The sequence below is a fragment of the Lentzea aerocolonigenes genome (genome assembly GCF_000955955.1).
Lineage (GTDB): Bacteria > Actinomycetota > Actinomycetes > Mycobacteriales > Pseudonocardiaceae > Lentzea > Lentzea aerocolonigenes_A.
The window spans coordinates 1-22,847 of the sequence record NZ_JYJG01000294.1 but is presented as its reverse complement, the minus strand read 5'-3'; the positions used below and the strand labels follow the sequence as shown (position 1 = coordinate 22,847).

General features: G+C 68.4%; 25 protein-coding genes. 13 read left to right on the top strand and 12 right to left on the bottom strand.

The features are described from left to right. Positions 1-3: 3 nt before the first annotated feature. On the bottom strand, positions 4-1,011 hold the full coding sequence (locus UK23_RS33615; RefSeq protein ID WP_196777995.1) for a beta-ketoacyl-ACP synthase III: 1,008 nt from the start codon (positions 1,009-1,011) through the stop codon (positions 4-6). 144 nt (positions 1,012-1,155) lie between these two features. Between UK23_RS33615 and UK23_RS33610 the strand changes: the two genes are divergently transcribed. From UK23_RS33610 to UK23_RS53060, 6 genes are all read left to right on the top strand, one after another. Continuing rightward, positions 1,156-2,250, top strand: a complete 1,095-nt coding sequence (locus UK23_RS33610) for an ABC transporter substrate-binding protein (RefSeq protein WP_045315758.1) — start codon at positions 1,156-1,158, stop codon at positions 2,248-2,250. Continuing rightward, positions 2,231-3,286: a FecCD family ABC transporter permease gene (locus UK23_RS33605; protein WP_045315744.1), complete on the top strand. Its 1,056-nt coding sequence runs from the start codon at positions 2,231-2,233 to the stop codon at positions 3,284-3,286. The genes UK23_RS33610 and UK23_RS33605 overlap by 20 nt, the downstream gene beginning before the upstream one ends. Next, positions 3,283-4,062 (top strand): ABC transporter ATP-binding protein, encoded by a 780-nt coding sequence (locus UK23_RS33600; RefSeq protein ID WP_045315757.1) that lies wholly within the window; start codon positions 3,283-3,285, stop codon positions 4,060-4,062. Before UK23_RS33605 ends, UK23_RS33600 begins: the two co-directional genes overlap by 4 nt. A gap of 232 nt (positions 4,063-4,294) precedes the next feature. After that, on the top strand, positions 4,295-5,020 hold the full coding sequence (locus UK23_RS33595) for a lysophospholipid acyltransferase family protein (RefSeq protein ID WP_231114803.1): 726 nt from the start codon (positions 4,295-4,297) through the stop codon (positions 5,018-5,020). Then, a complete protein-coding gene (locus tag UK23_RS54670; protein WP_269112322.1) occupies positions 5,017-5,151 on the top strand; it encodes a hypothetical protein in 135 nt (44 codons plus the stop codon). The genes UK23_RS33595 and UK23_RS54670 overlap by 4 nt, the downstream gene beginning before the upstream one ends. A 42-nt stretch (positions 5,152-5,193) precedes the next feature. After that, positions 5,194-5,634: a MarR family transcriptional regulator gene (locus UK23_RS53060; protein WP_045315743.1), complete on the top strand. Its 441-nt coding sequence runs from the start codon at positions 5,194-5,196 to the stop codon at positions 5,632-5,634. Here the strand turns inward: UK23_RS53060 and UK23_RS33585 are convergent. The 3 genes from UK23_RS33585 to UK23_RS33575 are packed head-to-tail and all read right to left on the bottom strand — an operon-like array spanning position 5,609 to position 8,716. After that, positions 5,609-6,049, bottom strand: a complete 441-nt coding sequence (locus UK23_RS33585) for a response regulator (protein WP_045315742.1) — start codon at positions 6,047-6,049, stop codon at positions 5,609-5,611. The two genes, UK23_RS53060 and UK23_RS33585, sit on opposite strands and share 26 nt — an antisense overlap. Further along, on the bottom strand, positions 6,042-7,574 hold the full coding sequence (locus UK23_RS33580) for a sensor histidine kinase (RefSeq protein WP_231114802.1): 1,533 nt from the start codon (positions 7,572-7,574) through the stop codon (positions 6,042-6,044). The genes UK23_RS33585 and UK23_RS33580 overlap by 8 nt, the downstream gene beginning before the upstream one ends. Further along, entirely contained in the window at positions 7,571-8,716 is a 1,146-nt protein-coding gene (locus UK23_RS33575) for a PP2C family protein-serine/threonine phosphatase (protein ID WP_045315741.1), read from the bottom strand. Before UK23_RS33575 ends, UK23_RS33580 begins: the two co-directional genes overlap by 4 nt. Positions 8,717-8,781: 65 nt before the next feature. On the opposite strand from UK23_RS33575, the gene UK23_RS33570 reads away from it, so the two are divergent. Further along, complete coding sequence (locus UK23_RS33570; RefSeq protein WP_196777997.1) at positions 8,782-9,267, top strand: GNAT family N-acetyltransferase; 486 nt, start codon at positions 8,782-8,784, stop codon at positions 9,265-9,267. On the opposite strand, the gene UK23_RS33565 is transcribed toward UK23_RS33570, so the two are convergent. From UK23_RS33565 to UK23_RS33550, 4 genes are all read right to left on the bottom strand, one after another. Further along, entirely contained in the window at positions 9,202-9,672 is a 471-nt protein-coding gene (locus UK23_RS33565; protein ID WP_045315739.1) for a YkvA family protein, read from the bottom strand. The genes UK23_RS33570 and UK23_RS33565 overlap by 66 nt on opposite strands. A gap of 8 nt (positions 9,673-9,680) precedes the next feature. Continuing rightward, positions 9,681-10,091: a hypothetical protein gene (locus UK23_RS52080; RefSeq protein WP_156213572.1), complete on the bottom strand. Its 411-nt coding sequence runs from the start codon at positions 10,089-10,091 to the stop codon at positions 9,681-9,683. Between the two features lie 81 nt (positions 10,092-10,172). Then, complete coding sequence (locus UK23_RS33555) at positions 10,173-10,916, bottom strand: anti-sigma factor family protein (protein ID WP_045315737.1); 744 nt, start codon at positions 10,914-10,916, stop codon at positions 10,173-10,175. Continuing rightward, positions 10,913-11,482, bottom strand: coding sequence for a sigma-70 family RNA polymerase sigma factor (locus UK23_RS33550; RefSeq protein ID WP_045315736.1), 570 nt, complete (start codon positions 11,480-11,482; stop codon positions 10,913-10,915). Before UK23_RS33550 ends, UK23_RS33555 begins: the two co-directional genes overlap by 4 nt. A 114-nt stretch (positions 11,483-11,596) precedes the next feature. On the opposite strand from UK23_RS33550, the gene UK23_RS33545 reads away from it, so the two are divergent. From UK23_RS33545 to UK23_RS33530, 4 genes are all read left to right on the top strand, one after another. Further along, positions 11,597-12,187, top strand: a complete 591-nt coding sequence (locus tag UK23_RS33545) for a hypothetical protein (protein ID WP_082115181.1) — start codon at positions 11,597-11,599, stop codon at positions 12,185-12,187. Between the two features lie 64 nt (positions 12,188-12,251). After that, positions 12,252-12,962 (top strand): DUF4142 domain-containing protein, encoded by a 711-nt coding sequence (locus UK23_RS33540; RefSeq protein WP_052685295.1) that lies wholly within the window; start codon positions 12,252-12,254, stop codon positions 12,960-12,962. Between the two features lie 161 nt (positions 12,963-13,123). Then, complete coding sequence (locus UK23_RS33535) at positions 13,124-13,951, top strand: ferredoxin (RefSeq protein ID WP_045315735.1); 828 nt, start codon at positions 13,124-13,126, stop codon at positions 13,949-13,951. Beyond that, positions 13,948-15,327, top strand: coding sequence for an NAD(P)/FAD-dependent oxidoreductase (locus UK23_RS33530; protein ID WP_052685294.1), 1,380 nt, complete (start codon positions 13,948-13,950; stop codon positions 15,325-15,327). Before UK23_RS33535 ends, UK23_RS33530 begins: the two co-directional genes overlap by 4 nt. Before the next feature lie 313 nt (positions 15,328-15,640). On the opposite strand, the gene UK23_RS33525 is transcribed toward UK23_RS33530, so the two are convergent. Continuing rightward, the gene (locus UK23_RS33525) at positions 15,641-16,582 is read right to left on the bottom strand and encodes a beta-ketoacyl-ACP synthase III (protein ID WP_045315734.1); all 942 of its coding nucleotides are present in this window, start codon (positions 16,580-16,582) and stop codon (positions 15,641-15,643) included. A gap of 81 nt (positions 16,583-16,663) precedes the next feature. Between UK23_RS33525 and UK23_RS33520 the strand changes: the two genes are divergently transcribed. Continuing rightward, on the top strand, positions 16,664-17,263 hold the full coding sequence (locus tag UK23_RS33520; protein WP_045315733.1) for a TetR/AcrR family transcriptional regulator: 600 nt from the start codon (positions 16,664-16,666) through the stop codon (positions 17,261-17,263). Here UK23_RS33520 and UK23_RS33515 read toward each other — a convergent pair. From UK23_RS33515 to UK23_RS33505, 3 genes are all read right to left on the bottom strand, one after another. After that, entirely contained in the window at positions 17,241-17,966 is a 726-nt protein-coding gene (locus UK23_RS33515) for an alpha/beta fold hydrolase (RefSeq protein ID WP_045315732.1), read from the bottom strand. The genes UK23_RS33520 and UK23_RS33515 overlap by 23 nt on opposite strands. Continuing rightward, positions 17,963-18,427: a hypothetical protein gene (locus UK23_RS33510; protein ID WP_045315731.1), complete on the bottom strand. Its 465-nt coding sequence runs from the start codon at positions 18,425-18,427 to the stop codon at positions 17,963-17,965. The genes UK23_RS33515 and UK23_RS33510 overlap by 4 nt, the downstream gene beginning before the upstream one ends. Before the next feature lie 120 nt (positions 18,428-18,547). Beyond that, positions 18,548-20,179, bottom strand: a complete 1,632-nt coding sequence (locus UK23_RS33505) for a C39 family peptidase (RefSeq protein WP_045315730.1) — start codon at positions 20,177-20,179, stop codon at positions 18,548-18,550. Positions 20,180-20,241: 62 nt separating this feature from the next. On the opposite strand from UK23_RS33505, the gene UK23_RS33500 reads away from it, so the two are divergent. Continuing rightward, complete coding sequence (locus UK23_RS33500) at positions 20,242-22,788, top strand: AfsR/SARP family transcriptional regulator (RefSeq protein WP_052685293.1); 2,547 nt, start codon at positions 20,242-20,244, stop codon at positions 22,786-22,788. The last annotated feature ends 59 nt before the right edge of the window (positions 22,789-22,847 follow it).

Below are 22,847 nucleotides of genomic sequence, written 5' to 3'. Positions count from 1 at the left end.
TCGTCAGTTGGCCAGATCAGGCCAGGTCAGTGCGGCGGCACCCCAGGTGGCACCACCGCCGAACGCGGACAGCAGAACGCGGTCTCCCGCACGCACGCGGCCCGCTTCGTGCGCGTGCGCGAGCGCCAGGGGAATCGAGGCGGCGACCGTGTTGCCGACTGCCGAGACGTTGGCGTAGACGCGATCGGGGTCGATGCCGAGTTCGGTGCCCACTGTCCGCAGGATGCGGAGGTTGGCCTGGTGTGCGACGAACCGGTCGACGTCCTCGACGCTCCAGCCGGCCTTCTTGAGCACGTTCCGCGCGGCTTCGGTCATGCGCGTGACGGCGTGCCGGTAGACGGCCTGCCCCTGCAGGGAGAACCAGCGGTCGCCCGCCCGGACGGTGATGAGCTCCACCAGGGCTCCGTCGCTGCCGAGTTCCACCGCGTGCAGGGCACCGGCGTCGTCTGGTGCTCCTGCTTTGAGCACGACCGCGCCCGCGCCGTCGCCGAACAGGGGAGCTGTCGTCCGATCGGTGGGATCGACGATGCTGGAGAACACGTCGGCGCCGATCAGCAGTACGCACTGGGCGGCGCCGCTGGCGATCAACCCCTCTGCGACGGCGAGTCCGTAGACGAATCCCGAGCACACCGCGTCGATGTCGAACGCGGCCACACCGGACAGGCCCAGCGCGCTCGCGACGGCAGGAGCCGTGGCGGGACAGCGCCGGTCCGGTGTCGAGGTCGCGAGGACGACGGCGTCGATCCGGGAGTCCGGACCTGCGGACGTGATCGCGGCGGCACCTGCCCGCACGGCGAGGTCCGACGTGGCGGTGTCCGCCTCCACCACGTGCCTGGTCGAGATGCCCGTGCGACTGGTGATCCAGTCATCCGAAGTGTCCAGTTTGGAGGCGAGGTCCTCGTTCGTGACGATCGAAGGTGGTACGTGTGCGCCAACGCCGGCGAGCACAGCGGTCCGCTGATGGGAGCGCGGTCTCGTTGTGGTGGCGGCATGTGGCGTGCTGGCGGACATGAATGAAGGGTCGTACGGAGAGTGGCGGTGGTTCCCGGTGACTTCACTCGAAGGTGGGTGACGACGATCACGGTCCTGCGTTCTCGCATCACGGAACGAAAATTGCCCGGGAACTTCTGCGCACTTTCGTGCGACCAGTTCGGTGTGACCACCTACTCGCCAAACGGCCGTGGCGTTGTGCTGACCTTCGCCGCGGCGCTCGCCGTCTCGCTGACCGCCTGCGGCAGCGCGGACTCCGCACCGAACTCGGCGAAGGAGACCAGTGCGCCCGCTCCCGCCACCGCGGCTCCGACGGCCTACCCGCTGACGATCGAGAACTGCGGCCGCGAGCTGACCTTCGACAAGGCGCCCAGCCGCGTGCTGCTGCTCAACGGCGCTTCGGTGGCCGAGGTGGAAAGCTTTGTCGCGCTGGGCATCCAGGACAAGATCGCGGCGAACAGCCAGTCCTACGGCGTCTCCGACGACCCGTCGATGGTGGCGAAGGTGAAGGCCGTCCCGACCGGTGGTCTCAGGCTCAACAACAACTTCGAGGTGCCTCGCGAGCAGGTGCTGGCGCAGCAGCCGGACCTCGTGATCTCCACGTGGGCGGGCGGGTTCGACGACAAGATCGGCTCCATCACGCGAGACCAGCTCACCCAGGCAGGCATCAACAGCTACGTCACGCCGGCCAACTGCGCCAACGGCGACGCCGCCGCCAGCCCCGCTGACCAGACGAAGTACAAAGAGCAGTCCGTCGAGTCGTCCAACGAGCTCCTTCTTCAGCTGGGCCAGATCTTCGACGTCCAGCAGCGTGCGGCCGACCACGTGAACAAGGCACGTGCGGACATCGACCAGATCAACCGGAGTGTCGCGGGCAAGCCGAAGAAGAACGTGCTCGTCGTCTACCCCGGCATGGCGATGATGAACAGCAACGGTCTGCCGGCCGTGTTCGCCGGTGGGATCTTCGACGACCTCGTCGCGCGCGCTGGTGGCGTGAACGTCTTCGCCGGCAAGACCAACGCCGAGCTCGCCGAGATCAATGCAGAAGCCCTGGCGTCGGCCAAGGTCGACGTGCTGGTGGTGGGCCTGTACCAGGAGAACGAGAAGGCCGACGTGCTCGCCCAGGACCTGTTCGCGAAGTTCCCGCAGTGGGAGGCGTCGGCGAACAAGAAGTACACCTCGGTGTCGGACAGTTTCTACCTCGGTCCGCTGAACGCCCTGGCAGTGAAGAAGATCGCTGATGCAGCGCACGGCAACTAGGAGCCCGCACGCGGTTTCCGGCCCCGGCTACGTGGTTCTGCTCGCCGGACTCGCCGTCGCCCTGGTCCTGTCGATCGCGTTCGCGATCGGCACCGGCACGGTCGACGTCCCGGTCGGACGCGTCGCCGGCATCATCTGGGGACACCTCGCCGGCGAGACCGCGGGCCTGGACCCGTTGAGCAACCAGATCGTGTGGGACTTCCGCACACCCAGGGTGTTGCTGGCCGCACTGGCCGGCGGCGGCCTGAGCCTCGCGGGTGTGTGCCTGCAGGCCTTGGTGCGCAACCCCTTGGCCGACCCGTACCTGTTCGGCGTCTCGGCGGGCGCGTCGCTGGGCGCGGTGATCGCGATGACCACCGGTGGCGTGCTCGTCGCCGGTCTCGGTGTCGCCGGAGCCGCGTTCGCCGGTTCTTCGGTGAGCCTGGCGATCGTCTTCGTGATGGCGCAGCGCGGTGGCCGCCTGCTCGGCAGCAGCCTCGTGCTGGCCGGAGTGGCGGTCGCCTCCCTCGGCAACGCCGCGACCAGCTACGTCCAGCTCCAGGCCAGCCCGACGGAGTTGCGCCGGGTGATGTTCTGGATCCTCGGTTCGGTCTCCGGTGCCACCTGGGACCAGCTGGGCGTGCCCGCGCTCGCCATCGCGCTCACCGCTGCATGGCTGCTCACCCAGGGACGCTCGATGAACGCCCTCTCGGTCGGTGACGACACCGCGGCAGGCCTCGGCGTCAACGTCCACCAGCTCCGGATCCTGCTGCTGGTGGCCTCTTCCCTGCTCACCGCCACGGTCGTCAGCGTCGCAGGCGGCATCGGCTTCGTGGGCCTGATCGTCCCCCACGCCGTGCGGCTCGTGGTGGGACCGGACCAACGCAAGGTGCTGCCCGTTTCGCTGCTCGCCGGCGCGGTGTTCCTGGTGCTCGTCGACCTCGTGACCCGCACGATCGACAAGCCCAATGAGATGCCCATCGGCATCTTCACGGCGGCGCTCGGTGCCCCGTTCTTCCTGATGCTGCTGCGAAACCGGAAGAAGGTGTGGCGATGAAGGTCGTGGCCGACGGCGTCCGGGTGCGCATCGGCGACGCCGTCATCCTCGAACGCGCGGACTTCGAAGCGGAGTCCGGCCGCATCACCGGGATCATCGGTCCCAACGGTTCCGGCAAGAGCACACTGCTGCGCTGCCTCTACCGTGCCCTCAAACCGACGGCGGGCAACGTCTACATCGGACCGGACGACGTATGGCGTTCCAGCGCGCGCCAAGCGGGCCTGCGCACGGCGGTGGTCGCCCAGGACCACGACCTCGACAACGACTACTCCGTGCTCGAAGTCGTCACCATGGGCCGCAACCCGCACAAGCGCGTGCTGGACCGGGAGACCGGGTCAGACCGGCGGATCGTCGACAACGCGCTGGATCGCGTGCGCATGCGGTGGGCCTCCGATCGCATCTTCGCCACACTCTCCGGTGGCGAACGCCAGCGCGTGCTCGTCGCCCGCGCACTCACCCAGCAGGCCCCGGTCCTGCTGCTCGACGAGCCGACCAACCACCTCGACGTCGGCGCCCAGCTCGAACTGCTCGACCTCGTGCGGGACCTGGAACTCACCACGGTCGCGGCCCTGCACGACCTCGACCACGCGACCACCTACTGCGACCGCCTGATCCTGGTGCACGACGGCCAGGTGGTGACCTCGGGCCCACCGGACGAGGTCCTCACACCGGAGCGCGTGGCGAAGGTGTTCGGCGTCGAGAGCGCGATCGTGCCCCACCCGCTGACCGGCAGGCCGCACTTCGTGACGGCGTCCCGCGTGACCACGCCGAGGTGATCACGCGGGACGAGCCGAGGCTCGTGGTGTGAGCCGTACGGTTTCGTCTGCCCAGCGGTCAAGCAGAACGGCGTCGTGGGAGATCGCGAGAACCCCGGCAGAGGTCTCGCGCTGGTAGTCGCGCACGACCCCGACGAGCGCGGCGGTGGTCGAAGCCTGGTCTCCCGGCCATGACTTCCCGTGTTCAGGAGAACACGGGATCAATCCGGGTTCGCGTGTTGGAATACCAGACGTGACACCGCTTGAACTGGCCGCCTGGACCTGGAAGATGCCCCGCAGAGGCCGGGGGTTCTGGTTCTCGCTGGCGATCGACGTGCTGTGGCCGATCGTGGTGCTGTTCGTCCGGCTGCGGGTGCGCGGCAAGCAGCACGTGCCCGGCAACGGCGGCGTGATCCTCGCGTTCAACCACCTGTCGAACGCCGACACCGTGGCCGCCGTGGTGTTCTCGCTGATGTCGAACCGGGTGCCGCGGGTGCTCGCCAAGGCGTCGCTGTGGCGCACCCCGGTCATCGGCTGGGTCATGCGGTCCGGCGGCCACATCCCGGTCGAACGCGGCACGGTCAAGGCCGCGGAGGCCCTGCGGCCCGCCGTGGAAGCGCTCCAGGCAGGGGAGTGCGTGATGGTGTTCCCCGAGGGCACGTTCACCAACGACCCGGACGACTGGCCGATGAAGGGCAAGTCCGGTGTCGCGCGGATGGCCCTGGAGGCCCGCGTTCCGGTGGTCCCGGTCGCCGAGTGGGGCACGCAGGACCTGTTGCCCAAGGGCACGATCCTGCCGCGGTTGTTGCCGCGCAAGAGGGTCGAGGTCGTCGCGGGCGCTCCGGTGGACCTGTCCGACCTGTACGACAGCGAACTGACCGCGGAAGTGCTGGACGAGGCCACCAAACGTGTCATGGAAGCCATTACCACCATGTTGTCCGGCATACGTTCCGAGCAAACGGGTAGCCCAAAACCATGACTATGCCGAAGGAAACCCATCGCCCCGGAGGGGACGGAATCTGGGCACCGGTCATCCCCGAACCCCGTGACGAGCAGCAGTGGGTCGTGCAGGCCGACGACGACCCGTTGATCGTCCGCGGCGTGGACTGACCTGTCTAGACACACTAGACGCGTCTAGCTACCCTAGACGCCATGACGCTCGATGAAGAACTGCTGGCGGCGGCGCGCAGGGCCGGCGCTGCCTCAGCCGCTGCGCAGGACCAGGCTGACATAGCGAAAGCCGTGTACCACCACAGCGTGCTGCGTCTGCACCGCGCGGGTGGCTCGATGCGCGAGATCGCGGAAGCGCTGAAGATGAGCCATCAGCGCGTGCACCAGATCGTGGAGCAGTCCAAGCGGACCGAGAAGTGCTGGTTCTGTGGCCGGGTCGCCGACGAGGTCGACAAGATGATGGCCGGACCGGCCGCGCTGATCTGCAACGTGTGCGTCGCGGAGGCTCAGGTGAGCGAGGTCGGCGACTGCTCGTTCTGCAGCGAGACCAAGCCCGTGCACGAAGGCGCGGAGGCGAAGATCTGCCGCTCCTGCCTGGACTTCAGCGCCGCCGTGATCAGCGCGGCAGCTTCACCACGGTGACGAAGAAGTCGTCGATCTGACGGACGACCTCGATGAACCGGTCGAAATCCACCGGCTTCGTGACGTAGGCGTTGGCGTACAGGCTGTAGCTGCGCAGGATGTCCTCCTCCGCCTCGGACGTCGTCAGCACCACGACCGGGATGTGCCGCAGCTCCGGGTCGTTCTTGACCTCGCTGAGCACCTCACGCCCGTCCTTGCGGGGCAGGTTCAGGTCCAGCAGGATCAGCCCCGGCCGCGGCGCGTTCTCGTACTGGCCCTCGCGCCGCAGGAACTCCAGCGCCTCGACGCCGTCCTTCACCACGTGCAGGACGTTGCGGATCTTGTGGTGCTCGAACGCCTCCTGGGTCATCAGGGCGTCGCCGGGATCGTCCTCCACGAGCAGGACGTCGATCACGTTCAGCGGGGAATCAGACATCTACTTCCTCAACCTGGGCAACGAGTTCGGGTACCACGGGAAGGGTGAACTCGAAACTCGTGCCTGAGTTCGTTTCCGGGTCCACCTGGGTCTTCAGCCAGATCGTGCCGCCGTGGTACTCGACGATCTTCCGGCACATCGCCAGCCCGATGCCCGTGCCCGGATACGCGTCCTTCGGGTGCAGGCGCTGGAAGATGACGAAGATCCGGTCAGCGTACTCCGGCTCGATCCCGATGCCGTTGTCGCGCACGGAGAACTTCCACATCTCGCCATCAGGCTCGACCTCCACGTGGATGACCGGCGCCTCTTCTCCCTTGAACTTCAACGCGTTGCTGATCAGGTTCTGGAACACCGCGCTGAGCAGCGACGCCTCACCCCGCACGGAAGGCAGCTCGGCGATCTCCAGCCGGGCGCCGGTCTCCTCGATGCGCTCGGAGTAGTTGTCCACGATCTGGCGCACGATCTCGTTGAGGTCGACGACCGTCTGCTCGCGGGTGATCCGGCCGACGCGGGAGAACGCCAGCAGGTCGTTGATCAGCCCCTGCATGCGTTTCGCGCCGTCGACGGCGAACTGGATGTACTGGTCGGCGCGTTCGTCGAGCTGCCCGCCGTATCGTCGTTGCAGCAGCTGGCAGAACGACGCCACCTTGCGCAACGGCTCCTGCAGATCGTGCGAGGCCACGTAGGCGAACTGCTCCAGCTCCGCGTTCGACCGCTGCAGCTCCGTCTTGGCCTCGTCGAGCGTCGCGAGCTCCAGCACGATCCGGTGGCGCATCTGGTTGACGTCCTCGCCGAGCATGACCGTCTCGCGTGGACCGTGCGCGTCGATCTCGTGCCGGAAGTCGCCGGACGCGACCTGCCTGACCTGTTCCGCGAGGCCCTCCAGCGGCGTGATCAGCAGGCGGTACAGCAGCAACGACAGCCCGCCGATCACCACGACCAGCAGCACGCCCATGCCGATCAACAGCCACAGCACGACCTTCGCCGCGTGGCCGAGGTCGTCGCGGGACTGCCTGCTGAGCGCGCCGATGTCGCTCTGCAGGGCCTCGATCTCACCGCGGAGCTGGTCGAACAGCACCTTGCCGCGGTCGATGTCCTGGGTCGGGGTGCTGACCGGGCCGGTCTGCCTGATGCTCGCGATCGTCGGGTCCGCGTACTGCGCACGCCACTGCCCGGCGAGCGTCTCGATGCGGCTCACCCCGCCGTTGACGTCGCCGACGAGGGCGCGCACCGACTCGGCGGCGTCCGCCTCGGCCTTGCGGCCGTCGAGGTAGGGCTGGAGGAAGTCGTTCTCGCCGGTCAGCACGAAACCGCGGACACCGGTCTCCTGGTCCAGCAGCGCGCGGTTCAGGTCCTTCGCGCTGCGACCGGCCGGTTCGACCTGGTCGACCGACCGCGTCCGCGCGTCGCCGAGCGTGTCCAGGGCGAGAACGGTCGACGCGACGGCCACCGCGGTCATGGCCAGCAGGACCGTCACGACAACGATCAGAACGCGGCCGGCGGGCCACCGCTCGGGCAGTTTCACTTTCCGTCCCTCAGCAGCAGGATGGCCACGTCGTCGTCGAGCGCGCCTCCGTTGAGCTCCGTCACCTCCGCGATGACGGAGTCCATCCAGTCCGGGCCGTCCTGCAGGCGTCTGAGCAGGATGTCGCACAGCCGCTCGACACCGAGCCGGTCGGTGTCGCCGGGTACCCGGCCCTCGATCAGTCCATCCGTGTAGCAGGCGAGCGACCAGCCGGACGGCAGCTGCACGTCGACGCCCGTCCACGCGTAGTCGGGCAGCACGCCGAGCGGCACGCCGATCTTCGACTGGGGCAGGTCCACGATCTGCTTGCCCACGATCAGCAGCGGTTCCGGGTGCCCGGCGAGGAAGTACCGCGCCGAACGCCGGTCCGGCGCCACGGTGACCATGCAGGCGGTGGTGAAGATGCCCGCGCCGTGCCGTTCCGCGACCAGCACCTGGTCCAGCGTCCGCAGCACCTTCTCCGGTGGTTCGCCGGCCAGCACCAGCGCGCGCCACGCGATCCGCAGGCAGACACCCAGCGCGGCCTCGTCCGGGCCGTGGCCGCAGACGTCGCCGATGATCGCGTGCACGGTGCCGTCCGGCATGCCGACCGCGTCGTAGAAGTCGCCGCCGAGCAGCATCCGGGGGCCGCCGGGCTGGTAGCGGACCTCGAGGTTCACGTCCGAGTTCTGCAGCAGCGGAGGAGGCAGCAGGCCGCGTTCGAGGCGGGACCGTTCCGCGGCGAGCAGCTCGGCCTCGCGGAGCTGGCGCTGGGCGTCCTCGGCGCGGCGGCGTTCGACCGCGTACCGGACGCCGCGCAGCAGCAGTTCGCCGTCGACCTGGCCCTTGATGAGGTAGTCCTCGGCGCCGGTGGCGACCGCGTCGATGCCCTCGCGCTCGTCGTTCAGGCCGGTCAGCACCAGGACCGCGGGCGCGTTCGGCTTCTTCAGCAGGCGGTGCAGACCGTCGAGGCCCTGTGAGTCGGGCAGCCCGAGGTCGAGCAGCACGCACTCGGCGTCGGCGAGCATGCGCTCCGCTTCCGCCAGGGTGTGGGCGCGCGACAGGATGAACGGCGCCCTCGCCTCTTCGAGGAGCGCCTCGACGAGCAGGGCGTCGCCATCGTCGTCCTCGACCAGGAGGACGCGCACGGTCTTGGTTCGCATCAGGTCGGACTTTAACGTTATTCAGGTGCGGGGTTCGCGCCCGACCTACCAGGATTGCGGGCGTGTTGATCCGTCTCGCCCAACCAGCCGAACTCCCATACCTCCAGGAGATCGAAAACGCCTCCGGGGAAGTCTTCCGGGAGGTCGGCATGCCCGAGATCGCCGACGACGACCCGATGTCCCTGGAAGCCCTGGCGGGCAACGAGGTCTGGGTCGCGGTGGGGGAGCGGGGCGTGCCCGTGGCGTTCATCGCGATCGGTGACGTGGACGGTGCCGTGCACATCCACCAGGTCAGCGTGCACCCCTCACACGCCCGCCAGGGGATCGGTGCGGCGTTGATCGAGCACGTGCGGCGGGCCGGGCGCGCCGTGACGCTGACGACGTTCCGGGACGTGCCGTGGAACCAGCCGTACTACGAGCGCCTGGGTTTCCGCGCGGTCACCGAAACCTCAGCCGGTCTGGCGGAAATCATGCGCGAGGAGGCCTCAAGGGGCCTCGATCCCGCGACTCGGGTCGCGATGATCCTTCTCCCAGCGCAGGTACGACCCTGACGCGATCGAGAGGCTGCTGAGCAACCAGACCAGCACGCCTGCGTCGTCGGTCACACCGATCACCGGCAGGAACTCCGGCAGCACGTCGATCGGCGACACGAGGTAGACCAGCGACACCACCCACAGCAGCACCTGGCTCTTCGGGAGGTCCGGGTACCGGCCGCCGCGCCAGGCCCGCCACAGGCGCGGCAACGCCTTCGCGCGCTGGATCGGGTTGCCGACCGGGCCGGGGCCCTTCAGGGCGCGCTTGCGCCGGTTGCGCAGCACCCCCACGCCGACGGAGACCAGTCCGAGCGCGATCATCACCCAGCCGACGAGGGTCGCGCTGAGCCCGCCGATGTCCGCGGTGCGGAACAGCAGGACCGCGAGACCAGCCAGTGAGATGAACGATCCGAAGACGACCATCTCGGCTCCTAGCTGGGCTCCTGGAAGAGCATCGTCGGAATGGCCTTGTGGGGCTGCTTCAGTTCCTGTGGTTCCGGCTCCCTCAGTTCGATCACGGCTTCGGGTTCCTCAACCGGGACCTCTTCAACCTTCGGTTTGCGCACTGCTTTGACCGGAGCCGGAGTGGGCTGGTCCAAAGCGGCGCGCGCCTTGGAGATCCACACCTTCTGCATGGCCTCGTCCTTGCTCCCTGCCGCCGTCGCGGTGAGTCCGGAGAGGACACCGCGAATACGAGGAACCAGGGCTGGATGACGCCGAATCGCCTGCCACACAGCGTGATCGCCCGGTAGCCGGGCGGACACGAGCCGCGTGACCTGAGCGCGCAGCTCCTCTGTGGACAGATCGAGCCAGCGCTCGACCGCTGACGGGCCTATCGCCACGTGCAAGCCTCCCCAAAACGACAACCGCCCCTACAGGATCTCACGGATCCCGCAGGGGCAGTGGTCTGGTGTCGGGAAGCGTCAGGACGCGACGACCTCGAGCAGGATCTTGCCGCTCTCGTCCTGGATCCGGAACGTCGCGATCTCGTGCCAGCGCATGGCCACGTTGGCCTGGAGCCTGATGGTCTTCTTGTCACCGGCGACCGGTTCCGGCGCGTACCAGGAGGTGACCTGGGCCACGCGGGCGGTGCGCCCGACGGCGACGAGCGATCCCTTGCTGGGCCCGGTCATGCCGCTGACCTCGATGTCCATCGAGGTGCCCCACGGCTCGTCGGACGCGGTGATCTTCGTGAAGACACCGCTGTTCGGGTCCTGCTGCTGCACCTTCATCGACGAGTCGGTGGAGTTCTGCGCCACCGGGGTCTGCGACGTCGTCGTGTTGGTGTTCGGGGGTGCAGCCGAGTTCGACCCGTCATCGCTGCCGCGCACGACCAGCGTCGTGACGACGGCCGTCACCGCCACGATGCCGGCGGCGGCGGCCGCGACACCCTGGGCGACGAACCACCGGCGGCGCTTCCTGCGCGCCGACACGGCGTCGAGCATGACCCGGACCGACTTGCCGTCCGGGCGTTCCGGAGCTGTTCCGCGCAGCATGCCGCCCGCGTCGGCCTCGTCGATCAGGTCTGGCACCACCGCGAAGTCGCGCAGGTCAAGGGCACACCGCCGACATTCGGTCAGGTGGTTCTCGAACGCCTCCACCTCATCGGCATCGAGGATGCCGAGCACGTAGGCGGCGACGTCGAGGTGATCTGGTGCCGTTGTCACCGCGTCTCTCCCCGATCGTGCAACGCGCGCCGCAACGCACGGAGCGCGTAGTACACCCTCGACTTGACCGTTCCCGGTGGCACACCCAGTGCCGCCGCGGCCTCGCCGACGGTGCGGTCCCGCAGATATGTCTCGAGAATAGCCTCCCGGTGTTCTTCAGAGAGACCGTTCATCGCCTCGGCGACGACGATCGCTGCGAGGGTGCGATCCTCCTCGCTGCCCGAAGGCGACTCGTCCGAAGGGGTCAGTTCGAACTCCTGCGGACGGACGCTTCTCTTACGCCTGTCGTCAATGACCAACCGCCTTGCCACCGTGAACAACCACGACCGCAAGAGCACGGGGTCACGCTCGAGTTTCTCGGCGTTGCGCCATGCCCTGACCAGGGTTTCCTGCACGATGTCCTCTGCCCATTGACGATCATGGCCAGTCAACCTCATGCAGTGTCCCAGCAGGGCGCTGCCGAATTCCTCGTACAGCCGACGGATCAACTCTTCCTCGAGGGATCCCGGTCTTGGTGATTGTTCGTCTAACTCGCGTTGACGTCTATGCCGCGCCACGGGGGACATCCTTGCCTCATGAAGCGTCTCAAGTCGAGAGGCAAATATTCCTCACGAAGTTCGTGAACCGTTGCCGGATCGTGTCCGTACTCCTCGGTACCCAAGCCGAGAAAGGACCTGCCGATGCGACGTGGTCAAGCCATCACCGCCCTGGCGGCACTGGCTGTGAGTCTCACGGCGTGCGGTAGCGGTTCGACCCCTCCCGGAGGGGCCGCGACCGGCGGTTTGCAGGCCAAAAACGCTGATCTGGCCGGTTCGATGATGCTCTTCATCGCGAACACCGACCAGATGGGGTGGTTCGTCACCGACGGCGACGGGCTCCCGCTCTACCGCTTCGACAAGGACACCCCCAAGCCGTCGAAGTCGAACTGCGAAGGCGAGTGCGCGAAGGCCTGGAAGCCGGTCCTCGCGGACAAGCCGGCCATGGCGACCGGGGTGGACCCGATCTCCATGGGCACCGTGACCAGGGCTGATGGCACCAAGCAGCTCACCATCGCCGGTTATCCGCAGTACACGTACGCCGAGGACAAAGCGGCCGGTGACATGAAGGGGCAGGGGAAGGGCGGGACCTGGTGGGTCACCGCTCCGAACGGCGCCAAGATCACCGGCGGAAAAGCCCAGAACAACACGCAGAACAAGAGCAGCGGTACGCCGGGCACGTCCCCCACGACGCCGGCCGGGCAGACCCCGCCGCCGGCGGCGCCCGGCTACTGAGCCCACTGCTCGGTTTCCCAGATCCCCCTACCGACTTCCACTGAACAACGAGGACATCAAGACGATGACCAGAGCCCTCGCCACCGTCTTGGCGATGTTGTTCCTCTTCTTCGCCGCTCCGTTCGCTGCCCAGGCACAACCCGCGGACACCGGTGGAGTGCAGGACACCCCGTCGGGCCCGTTGACCGCGAACGACCGAGACCTCCTGAACAAGGTGCGCCAGGCAGGCCTGTGGGAGATGCCCATGGGCGAGCTCACGGCCACCAAGGCGTCGAACGCGCGGGTCAAGCAGATCGGCAAGATGATCATGCTTGACCACATGATGCTGGACAACCTGACGAAGAAGACGGCTGCCCAGTTCAACCTCACCACGCCCGACGTGCCGAACCCCTCGCAGCAGTCCTGGATGGACGAGCTGAACGGTCTCGAAGGAGACGCGTTCGACCAGGCGTTCGTCGCCCGGTTGCGGGCCGCGCACGGCCAGGTCTTCACCTTCATCGCGAAGGTGCGCACGCAGACCCGCAACGACGTCATCCGCGGGTTCGCGCAGGCCGGTATCGACGTGGTGATGAAGCACATGACGTTGCTGGAGAGCACGGGTCTGGCAGGCGATCCCGCCTTCGCCGACCCGCAGCCCGCCGGCGGCATCATCAACGCGACTTTGGCCTCCGGTGAGGGGCCGAACATGTGGGTGATCATCTCGGTCACCGCCGCGGGAGCCGTTCTCACGGTGCTCCTGCTCCGAGTACTCCGCCCGCGACGACCGGTGCGGTGATTTCGCAAGACCCCGTTGTGCGACGGGAAACGGAGGTGGTGTCCCAAGGTCAGAGGCACTCCAACGCGGACCTGTTCCCACCCGCCCGGCCCTGAAGTGTCCACTCCTGCACCAAGGACCGGGCGGGTTCCCGCGAGAAGTTCTTTCCGGAGGAAGAGTTGTTGTCGAGCCAGATTCCGCTCCTGGTGGCCCAGGCGACCGAGTTCGACTCGGGCGTCAAGAAGATGGCCCAGATGTCCGCCAGGCTGGCTTACGTCCTGATGTGCGCCACCTTGTCCTGGGGTGTGCTGATCGCGACCGGATGGGCCGAGAAGCTCACCGGCCGTGAGGGTCTGAAGAACGGGCACATGGTGCTCGCCTCGCTGGCGATCGCGTTCGGCATCCTGCACGCGTTCGCGTTCTCGCTGCTGCAAGGGGCTCCGCTCAGCATCATCAAGCTGATCCTGCCCTTCGTCGACGGCGGCCTGCTCCGGCACGCGTTCGGCATCCTCGGCCTCGAGGTCATGCTCGCGATCGCCGTGCTCGCCTCCATGCGACACAAAGTCTTCTACCGCAAGTGGTTGCGGTTCCACCAAACCGCCTACATCGCGGTGGGCATCACCGTGGTCCACTCCTGGTTCGGCGCCATCGCCAACGGCAACCTGTCCGTGCTGTGGCTCGCCGGCCTCACGATTCTCGTTCCGACCGCGACCCTGTCGCTGGCCCGCTTCCTGCCGGCCGAGGCGCTGACCCGCATCGGCATGCTCGACTCCGAGCGCGGCAAGGAACCCGGTGTCGGCGAGGGCGACGCGATGGACGTGAGCGTCAACAACGAGAAATGCCACCGCTACGGCACGTGCCAGGCGGAGGCGCCGGATGTTTTCCAGTTGATCGAAGACAACCGCCTGACCTACAACCGCCGCCCGCCGGAGGAGCACTTCGCTCAGGCCCGGCAGGCAGCCCGCGCGTGCCCGATGCGCGCGATCGAGATCAGGGAGCGAGTGAAGTGAGCGAACGGATCGTGGTCGTCGGCGGCGGGCTCGGAGGAGTCCGTTCCGCGGAACGGCTGCGGGAGATGGGTTTCGACGGGCAGATCACGATCCTGTCCGCCGAGCGGCACCTCCCGTACCACCGCCCCTGCCTGTCGAAGCAGATCATCACCGGCGAATGGCACCCGGACGACGCATTGCTGTCGTTCGCGGGCGACCTCGACGCCGAGTGGCGGCTGAACTCCCCGGCGCTGCACCTGGACCCGAAGAAGCAGTCGGTCTGGGTGCCCGGTGGCGAGGAGATCAAGTACGACGGCATGATCATCGCCACCGGCGTCGACGCCCGTGCGATGGGCGGGGCTCCGCGCCACGACCCGCGGGTGCACGTGCTGCGGACGTTGGACGACGCGGTCGCGATCCGCAAGAACATCCGGCAGTCGCAGGGCCTCGTCGCCGTCATCGGCGGTGGGTTCATCGGCTGCGAGCTCGCGTGTTCGGTTCGTCACATGGGCCGCGACGTGGCTCTGATCGTGCGCTCGCCCGCGTTGCTGGGCGGCGTCGTCGGTGACGACATCGGCAAGAAGATCACCGAGGCGCACGTGCACCACGGCGTGCGGCTGGCCACCGGTGTCGGCATCAAGCACTGGGTGCGTCAGCCCGGTGGCATCGGGATTCATCTCTCCGACGGCCAGGTGTTCTTCGCCTCCTGCGTGGTCCTCGCGGTCGGGGCGTCGCCCGCCACCGACTGGATGCGCGGCTCCGGCCTCGACATCTCGGACGGCGTGCTGTGCGACGAGACGAACCACGTGATCGGCGCCGAGAACCTGGTCGCCTGCGGTGACGTCGCCCGCTGGCCCAACCTGCGCTTCAACGGCGTGGTGCGCCGGGTCGAGCACTGGCTCAACGCGGTCGAGGGAGGCCGTGCCGCCGCCGAGAACCTGCTGGTGGGCCGCAACCACGCCAAGTCGTACACCCCGGTGCCGCGCTTCTGGACCGAGCAGTACGGCATGCGCGTCCAGGGCGCGGGCCTGCCCGTCCTGGGCACCGACACCACCGATGTGAACGGACTCACGGGCTTCATCGCCAACGGCAAGCTCGTCGGCATCGTGGGCCTGGAGCAGCCGGGCCGCATCATCACCGAGACCCCGGAACTGTTCCGCCAGAACACGGTCACCGAAAACCAGACGGTGTGGACGCAGCCGGCCGAGCCCGCTGCCGCAGCCGTCCCAGAAGTTCTTCCCACCACCCAGATCCCAGTTCCCGAACCGGTCGCCGCCCGCGCATCATCTGTTCCCCCGTCCGTCTCGTCGTCGATGTCGCCGCCTTTGCAGCGGCGGAGGCATTCACGCTCGAGGCCGGAGATGGTGCGAGTGGGCGGAGGACGCGCGAGGCCTTAACCAGGTCAGGAGGTATCGGCCTGCCGGCACAGGGCAAGCGGTGACGAGCGAACTCCGACGTCGCTGTCGTGGCCAGGTGGCGGACCGATGACGTCACGCGGCGATGCGCTCGATCCCGCGCCGGCAGGCTGAAACTCCATCTCGTGCGTCACCAACGGTGTGGCGGCTCGGCGGGCTCCCGAGCCGCCACACCGGCCTATTTGCGGCGTGGTTTGTGGAGCCCACCCGCCACCGTGCCTGTTCAGTCGTGGCCTGGCGGGTGCCCCGCGTATCGCGGGTTGGCATTTGTTCGTCGGTGGAGCCGGCTTTGGGGTTACGGGGCGGTGATGACCTGGCCCGCCCAGGAAAGGCCACCGCCGAACGCGAAGATCAGGACGGGCTGACCGGACGGGAGCTCGCCGCGTTCGGCCATTTTGGACAGTGCGAGCGGCACTGAGGCGGCCGAGGTGTTGCCGGAGTCCACCACGTCGCGGGCGATGATCACGTCCTCGCGCAGGTCGAGCTTGCGGGTCATGGCCTCGATGATGCGCAGGTTCGCCTGGTGCGTGACGATGCCCGCGAGGTCCTTGGTGGTGATGCCCGCGCGCTCGCAGGCCTGTGCCGCGATGGCCGGGAGTTCACTGGTGGCCCAGCGGAAGACCGCCTGACCCTCCTGGGCGAACCGGGGCTGCCACTCGCCGACCAGTCGCACGGCGTTGTTGCGGGTCGGGTCCGAGCCCCAGGTGACCGGGCCGATCTGGGCGTCGTCGGTGGCGCTGATGATGGCCGCGCCCGCGCCGTCGCCGAGGAGGATGCAGCTGGCGCGGTCGGTCCAGTCGGCCAGGTCGGACATCTTCTCGGCGCCGATCACCAGTGCGTGCCGGGCGGCGCCGGCTCGGAGGGTGTGGTCGGCGGTGGCGAGGGCCGTGCAGAAGCCCGCGCAGGCGTTGTTCAGGTCGAAGCAGACGGCGGCCGGGATGTTCAGGCGGCCCGCTACCTGGGCGGCGATGGAGGGGCAGCGGTCGATCGCGGAGCAGGTGGCGACGATGACCTGGCCGATGTCGGACGGGGCCAGGCCGGAGGCGGCGAGGGCCTTGGCGGCCGCGCCCGTGGCCATGTCGGCCACCGACTCGTCGTCGGCGATGTGGCGGGTGGCGATGCCGGTGCGCTGGCGGATCCACTCGTCGTTGGTGTCGACCATCTTCTCCAGGTCGGCGTTGGTCATCACACGCTGCGGCTGGTGGTGGCCGAGCGCGACGACACGGGATCCGGACAAGGTGGGCTCCTTCGGCGAGACTGATGGCCCGGCGAATATAGCAACCGATCGGTCGGTAGCTAAAGAGGTTAGGATCTGTGTGTGAGCCCACGCCGTTCTGTTGCCGACACCCTCGAGACGCGGCAGCGCATCCTCGAACGGAGCCTGGCCATCGCGTCGGCGGAAGGGCTGGAGGGGTTGACGATCGGCCGGTTGGCCGACGAGCTGGGGATGAGCAAGGCTGGACTGCTGGGCCATTTCGGCACCAAGGAAGGCCTGCAGCTCGCGGTTGTGGACGAAGCAGCCGCGGTCTTCTCGCGAGAGGTCCCTGAGCGCGTCAAGCAGGCGCCGTCCGGACTGCGGCACCTGAGGGCGGTGTGTGAGGCGTGGGTCTCCTACCTCGAACGCGAGGTGCTGCCCGGCGGCTGCTTCTTCACGGCGGCCACGACGGAGTTCGACGGGCGTGACGGTCGGGTGCGGGACGCGTTGGCCGGCATGAACGCGTTGTGGCGCAGGGATCTGCGGATCCACATCCGGCGTGCGATGAGCTTCGGCGAGTTGCCGGGTGACACCGACGTCGACCAGCTGATCTACGAGATCGTCGGGATCATGCTGGCGCTCAACCACTTCCTGCAGCTGGAGCACGACGCCGCCGCGCCCGCCCGTGCCCGCAAGGCGATCAGGCGGTTGCTCGGCGGGTGAAGTCGTTCACGATCGCGGCCACCTCGGCGGGCTGTTCGGAGACCATGCCGTGGGACGCGTCGATCTCGTGCACCCGCACGTTGGGGCAGACCAGCGGGAGGTCGCGGCGCAGGCCCGCGCGGTGAGCGTCCAGCAGAGGCACGAGATCCGGTGGCACTGGCAGGTTCTTCGTGGCCAGCACGAGCAGGAACGGCGCCGTCACCTCGGCGAAGACCGGTAGGGCGTCCGCGAACTCCGGCGACTTCCGCCAGACACTGGTGATGGAGCGGTCCGGGCGCGTGATCATCTCCTGCTGCGCGGCGAAGATGGCGTCCAGCTTCGCGAGGTCCGCCTCCAGTTGCTCGTAACGAACGTAGTTGGCCGGATCCGTTGCGGCGGCACGATGTCCGTCCAGGCTGACCGCGGCAGGGCAGTCGGGGTGGCGCCGCGCCCACATTCCGGCGAGGATGCCGCCGAGCGAGTGCCCGACGACGATCGGCCGCGTGAGTCCGAACTGGACGGTGGTCGACTCGAGATCGTCGAGCACCGCGTCCCACTCCCACGGCCCGTCCGGAGACTGGCCGTGACCGCGCAGGTCGACGGCCACGCAACGGCCGTTCAGTTGTGGCGCAACGGAATCCCAGGCCGACATGGCACCGCCGGCGCCGTGCAACAGCAGGTGCGGCGGGCCGTCGCCGCCAAAATCATGAGCCGCGAGCTTCACAGTTCTCTCCGGTGGTCGAGGCGGGCACGGATCGAGGCGACGGTGACGCCGCCGTCGGGGTGACGCGAGAGCTTGTTGCGGCTCACCAGGTCGTGGACGCCCTGCCGGGTGATGCCGAGCATCGCGCCGGCCACCCCGAACGACACGCCCTCCTTGCTCGGGTGTCCCGCCCGGCGCGCCGTGACGCGGCCCAGCGGAGTCGCCCACCACCCGTCCGGCGGGTCGAACGGCGCGTCGCCGGGGTAGAGGACGGCCATCAGGCGAATCGCGAGCTGCCGAGCCAGGGCAGCGTCCTCACCCAGCAGCTGAGCCGCCCACATCTCCGCGTCGGCGGCAACGGAAGACCGCAGGCCGACGAGGTCGGCCTGCGGCAACAGGATCTCCAGCGGGTCGAGCAGCCGGCTCGTCACGAGCCGGATCAGGTCGTCACGCAGGTCCACGTGTTCCGAGGTGGTCGCCACTTGACAGACAATAGCAAGTACTTGACGCCGTCCGTCAAGCAGTTCTGGCCGTCACGTAGCTACTGGTGTGGCTCGGAACGTTGCCAGTGGATCACCTCGCCAACGTTCCGGGACGCGCCACTAGGCCGCCCACATCTGGACCGGCGCGATGTAGCCCCAGGTGTAGAGCTGGTTCGCGCCGTCGTAGCTGCCGTCCGTGCCCGCGCCGTAGGTGTCGTGGACGTAGAACGAGCCGTTGTCGTGGTAGCCGATCACCACGGACAGGTGGCCGGCCGTCGAGCCCCACGAGCCGCTCATGATCACGAACTTGCCCTGGTCGATGAACGCGCGGACCTGGGCCGGGGTGAAGTTGCCCTGCTGGACGGCGGCGCCGTTGCGGGCCAGGAAGTCGCGCTCGGACTCCCAGGAGGCGCAGGGACGGGCCGGGTTGCCCTGGCAGTAGTAGCCGGTGATCCAGCCGTGCGCGCCCTTCCAGCTGCCGGTGCGCGACCAGTCGTTCATCGCGCGGTTGAAGGTGGTGCCGCGGTTGGAGAACTCGTCGGTGATGTAGCGGCCCCACTTCGACCAGTGCGAGGACGGCTGCGAGACCTGCACGCCGAACTCGTTGGGCAGCTGGTAGGTGACCAGGTCGATCACGGCGCTGGTCGGGCCGCAGGAGGAGTTGCCGTTGAACTCGTTGCGCGTGTCCCACAGCTGGTGGATGTACTCGGCGCGGTTCAGGCGGCCCATCGTGGTCACCTGGCCGTCCAGCGTCGACGCTTTCAGGCCGGCGGCCTGCACGTACCCTTTCTGCGGACTGCCGACGACGGCCTCGGAACCGTTGAGACCGGTCAGTGCGTAGTTGAACGAGAGGCCCTCGACGACCCGGGAAGCCTTGCCTGTCCCCAGTTCCTGCACGTAGACGCCGTTCAGGCCGTCGAACTGGTTCGGCCCGAGCTTCTTGTCGGACACGCAGCCCATGACCTCGTACGCCACCCGTGCGCCGTCGGTGCTCCACACGGCGCTGCGGTAGTGGTTGCGAGTCTCGCCGATCAACGACCGAACGACGCCGTCCTCGGTCGCCAGGCCCAGGTACTGCGGCTCTGCACCGCCGCAGCGGTAGATCTCGTTGTGCTTGATGAAGCTGACGTGCCGCTCGCCCCTGACGTCGACGAGCTTGAAGTCGCGGTACAGGGCATCGGCGCCGGAGGTGATCAACGGCTTCGCGGCGCCGGACTTCAGGTCGAACCGGACCAGCGAACCGACGAAGGTGCTGTCGTCCGCCGCGTCCGGGTGCTCCACGGCCAGCAGGCCGGTGCCGTCGGAGGTGAAGCCGAGCAGTTGCGGCGCGCGGCCCTTCAGCCTGCCGACCTGCACACCGTCGACCACGACGTTCTCGCCGTCGACGTAGGCGAGTGTGGACCCGTTGTATACAGCTGACGTAATGGCGCCGCGTGCCACGAACCGCGACTTCCCGTACCGGTCGACTGCATGCAAAATTCTGCCGACCGTGCCGTCGAAGTCCGAGATCACGGCCGACTGCGCACCGTCTGCGGAAGACGTCGACCGGATTGTGTATGCAGGATCGCTGACGTCGTACGTGGCTCTCTTCACGCCGCCGACGAACACGTCGTATGCGGTGTTCGAGGCGCCCGCACGGACGGCGTGCGACACCGACGGGCTCTCGGAGTAAGGCGAGACAGCCTGAGCGGGTGACACGGCGGCGGCCAAAGTGCCGAGTGCCACCACCAGGGCCAGTGAGGTTTTCGTCATGGGTCAAACGTCATGCCGCGTGGCATGTGTTCGGTATGCGTCCGGTAGTTACGATCGGGATCGTGGAGTTCCGGGTGCTCGGGCCGGTGGAGTGTTACGCCGATGACGGCGTGCGCATGAGCCTTGGCCCGCCCAAGCAGCGGGCGGTGCTCGCGCTGCTGCTCGCCCAGCCCGGCCGGGTGATCTCCGTCGACCGGCTGATCAGCGTGCTGTGGGACGACGCTCCGCCCAAGACCGCGCTGAAGAACCTGCAGGTCTACGTCTACCAGTTGCGCAAGATCGTCGGAGCGAGACTGCTGTCGCGCGCTCCCGGCTACCAGATGTCGATCGACCCGGCCGAGCTCGACCTGACCCGGTTCACCGCGCTGCTCGAGCTCGCCCGCAAGGAACGCACGCCACAGAGCTACCGCGAGGCGCTCGCGTTGTGGCGGGGTCCGGCGCTGGCCGATCTCGCCGCCGCCGGGCTGCTGCGCGGGGTCGTGGCCCAGCTGGAGGAACTGAGGCTGGCCGCACGGGTGGAGTGCGCCGAGGCCGAGCTGGACCTGGGCCGGCACGTCGAGATCGTCGCCGACCTCAACGAGTGGGTCCGCGAGCACCCGTTGAACGAACGCCTGCGCGAGCAGCAGATGGTGGCGTTGCACCGCGCAGGCCGGCCGGCCGAGGCGCTGGCCGCGTACCAGGAGTGCCGCCGCGTGCTCATGGACGAGCTGGGCGTCGAGCCTGGGGAGTCGCTCAGGAGGCTCCAGGCCGAGATCCTGCGCGCGAAACCCGTTGGTGCGACCGCGATCCGGCAGTTGCCGCCGGACGTGGTCACGTTCGCCGGACGGTCGCGCGAGCTGAATCTGATCAAAGCCCAGACGCGCCAGAACCGGGTCGCGGTGTGCGTGATCACCGGGCAGGCGGGCATCGGCAAGTCCGCGCTCGCGATCAGGGCGGCCCACGAGATCGCCGCGCAGTTCCCGGACGGCCAGCTCTACGCCGACCTCTCCGACGGCGCCTCCGACCGGGTCCTGAGCCAGTTCCTGCGCGCACTCGGCGAGCGTCCCGGTGACGAGGAAGCCCTGCGCTACCGGTCGTTGACGGCGTCCCGCAGGTTGCTCGTGGTGCTGGACAACGTTGCCACCGCGGCGCAGGTCAAACGACTGCTGCCCACCGGTCCTGGCTCGGCGGTGCTCATCACGTCCCGCCGCCCGCTCACGTCGCTGCACGGCGCCTCCTACGTCAAGCTCGGCGCACTGCCGCTGGAGGACGCCTTCCAGCTGCTGGCAGGAGTCGCGGGCGAAGTCGACGACGCGGCGGAGCTGGTGCGCTGGTGCGGTGGACTGCCGCTGGCGCTGAGGATCGCGGGCGCACGACTCGCCGCTCGTCCACAGTGGACCGCACCGCTGCTCGCGGCACGTCTGGCCGACGAGACACGCCGGCTCGACGAGCTCAAGGCCGGTGACGTCGCGGTGCGGTCGGCGTTCGAGGTCAGCTACGCCGAGCTCGGATCCACCGCGGTGGCAAGGGTTTTCCGGCTGCTCGGGCTGCTGGACGGCCCGGACTTCGCGGTGGCGGCCGCGCGGGCGCTGACGGACGTGCCGGACGTCGAGGAACTGCTGGGCGAGCTGGCGGACGCGCACCTGGTCGAGGAACCGGTGCCCGGCCGGTTCGCCCTGCACGACCTGCTGCGGTTGTTCGCACGGGAGCGGTGCCGGGGCTCGGAGTCGTCCGCCGAACGCTCGCTCGCGCTGGAACGCCTGCACAAGCACTACCTGGAAGCCCTGGCGGACAACCCGGCCGACCTCTGGCTGGCCGAGGAGCGCGACAACCTGATCGCCGCCGCGCACCAGGCCTCACCCGCCGACGCGATCGCGTTCGCGGCAGGGTTGTCGTGGTACTTCCGGCGACGCTCCGAGGTGGCGGACTGGGCAGCGCTCAACACCCTCGCGCTCGAAGCGGCGAGAACGCTCGGCGACGTCCGTGCGGAAGCGTTGGCGTTGAAGGAACTCGGCGCGGCCTGCGAGCGCGGCTTCAAGTTCGCCGAGGCCCAGCAGCACTGGGCGGCGGCGCTCGGCCTGGCCCGCTCGCTCGCAGATCGGCAGCTCGAAGCCGTGACGCTCAACAACCTCGGCATCGTGCACTGGCGCCGCCGCGACCTGCCCGCCGCGGTCACCTCGCTGGAAGCGTCGCTGACGTTGCGCGAGGAGCTGTCCGACTCGCAAGGCGCTGCCTACGTGCGCACCAACCTCGGCCTCGTGCACGCGGCGCTCGGCGACCTCCCGGCCGCTTTGGGTTGCTACGAGGAGACTTTGACGACGTTCCGCACGTGCGGCGACCGTTCCGGCGAGCTGCACGCGTTGGCGAACATGGCCGACGCGCACCGCCAGATGGGTTCGCTGGACCGGGCACTGGAACTGTCCGAGGAGGCGCTGCAGCTCGCGCGGTCGGTGGGGGACAGGCAGATCGAGGCCGGTGTGCTGCTCGACCGCGGCATCGTGCACGAGCTGGCCGGTCGGGTCGAGGCGGCAAAGGAGTCGTACACCGAGGCAGTGGAGCTGTCTCGGCGGATCGGCTTCCGCTGGGGCGAGTCGGAGGCGGCGCGCAAGCTCAACGCCCTCGGCCGCTGACCTCGAGGGCCTGTATCGAAGTCCGGGTCCGCGCTAGCCGGGCCTGTGACGGCCCAGGA

What these genes read in the sequence shown, in the direction of transcription:
- UK23_RS33615 (WP_196777995.1), bottom strand. Translation starts at nt 1,011, where the DNA reads ATGTCCGCCAGCACGCCACATGCCGCCACCACAACGAGACCGCGCTCC.
- UK23_RS33605 (WP_045315744.1), top strand. Translation starts at nt 2,231, where the DNA reads ATGCAGCGCACGGCAACTAGGAGCCCGCACGCGGTTTCCGGCCCCGGC.
- UK23_RS33600 (WP_045315757.1), top strand. Translation starts at nt 3,283, where the DNA reads ATGAAGGTCGTGGCCGACGGCGTCCGGGTGCGCATCGGCGACGCCGTC.
- UK23_RS54670 (WP_269112322.1), top strand. Translation starts at nt 5,017, where the DNA reads ATGACTATGCCGAAGGAAACCCATCGCCCCGGAGGGGACGGAATCTGG.
- UK23_RS53060 (WP_045315743.1), top strand. Translation starts at nt 5,194, where the DNA reads ATGACGCTCGATGAAGAACTGCTGGCGGCGGCGCGCAGGGCCGGCGCT.
- UK23_RS33585 (WP_045315742.1), bottom strand. Translation starts at nt 6,049, where the DNA reads ATGTCTGATTCCCCGCTGAACGTGATCGACGTCCTGCTCGTGGAGGAC.
- UK23_RS33575 (WP_045315741.1), bottom strand. Translation starts at nt 8,716, where the DNA reads ATGCGAACCAAGACCGTGCGCGTCCTCCTGGTCGAGGACGACGATGGC.
- UK23_RS33565 (WP_045315739.1), bottom strand. Translation starts at nt 9,672, where the DNA reads ATGGTCGTCTTCGGATCGTTCATCTCACTGGCTGGTCTCGCGGTCCTG.
- UK23_RS33550 (WP_045315736.1), bottom strand. Translation starts at nt 11,482, where the DNA reads ATGTCCCCCGTGGCGCGGCATAGACGTCAACGCGAGTTAGACGAACAA.
- UK23_RS33545 (WP_082115181.1), top strand. Translation starts at nt 11,597, where the DNA reads ATGCGACGTGGTCAAGCCATCACCGCCCTGGCGGCACTGGCTGTGAGT.
- UK23_RS33540 (WP_052685295.1), top strand. Translation starts at nt 12,252, where the DNA reads ATGACCAGAGCCCTCGCCACCGTCTTGGCGATGTTGTTCCTCTTCTTC.
- UK23_RS33505 (WP_045315730.1), bottom strand. Translation starts at nt 20,179, where the DNA reads ATGACGAAAACCTCACTGGCCCTGGTGGTGGCACTCGGCACTTTGGCC.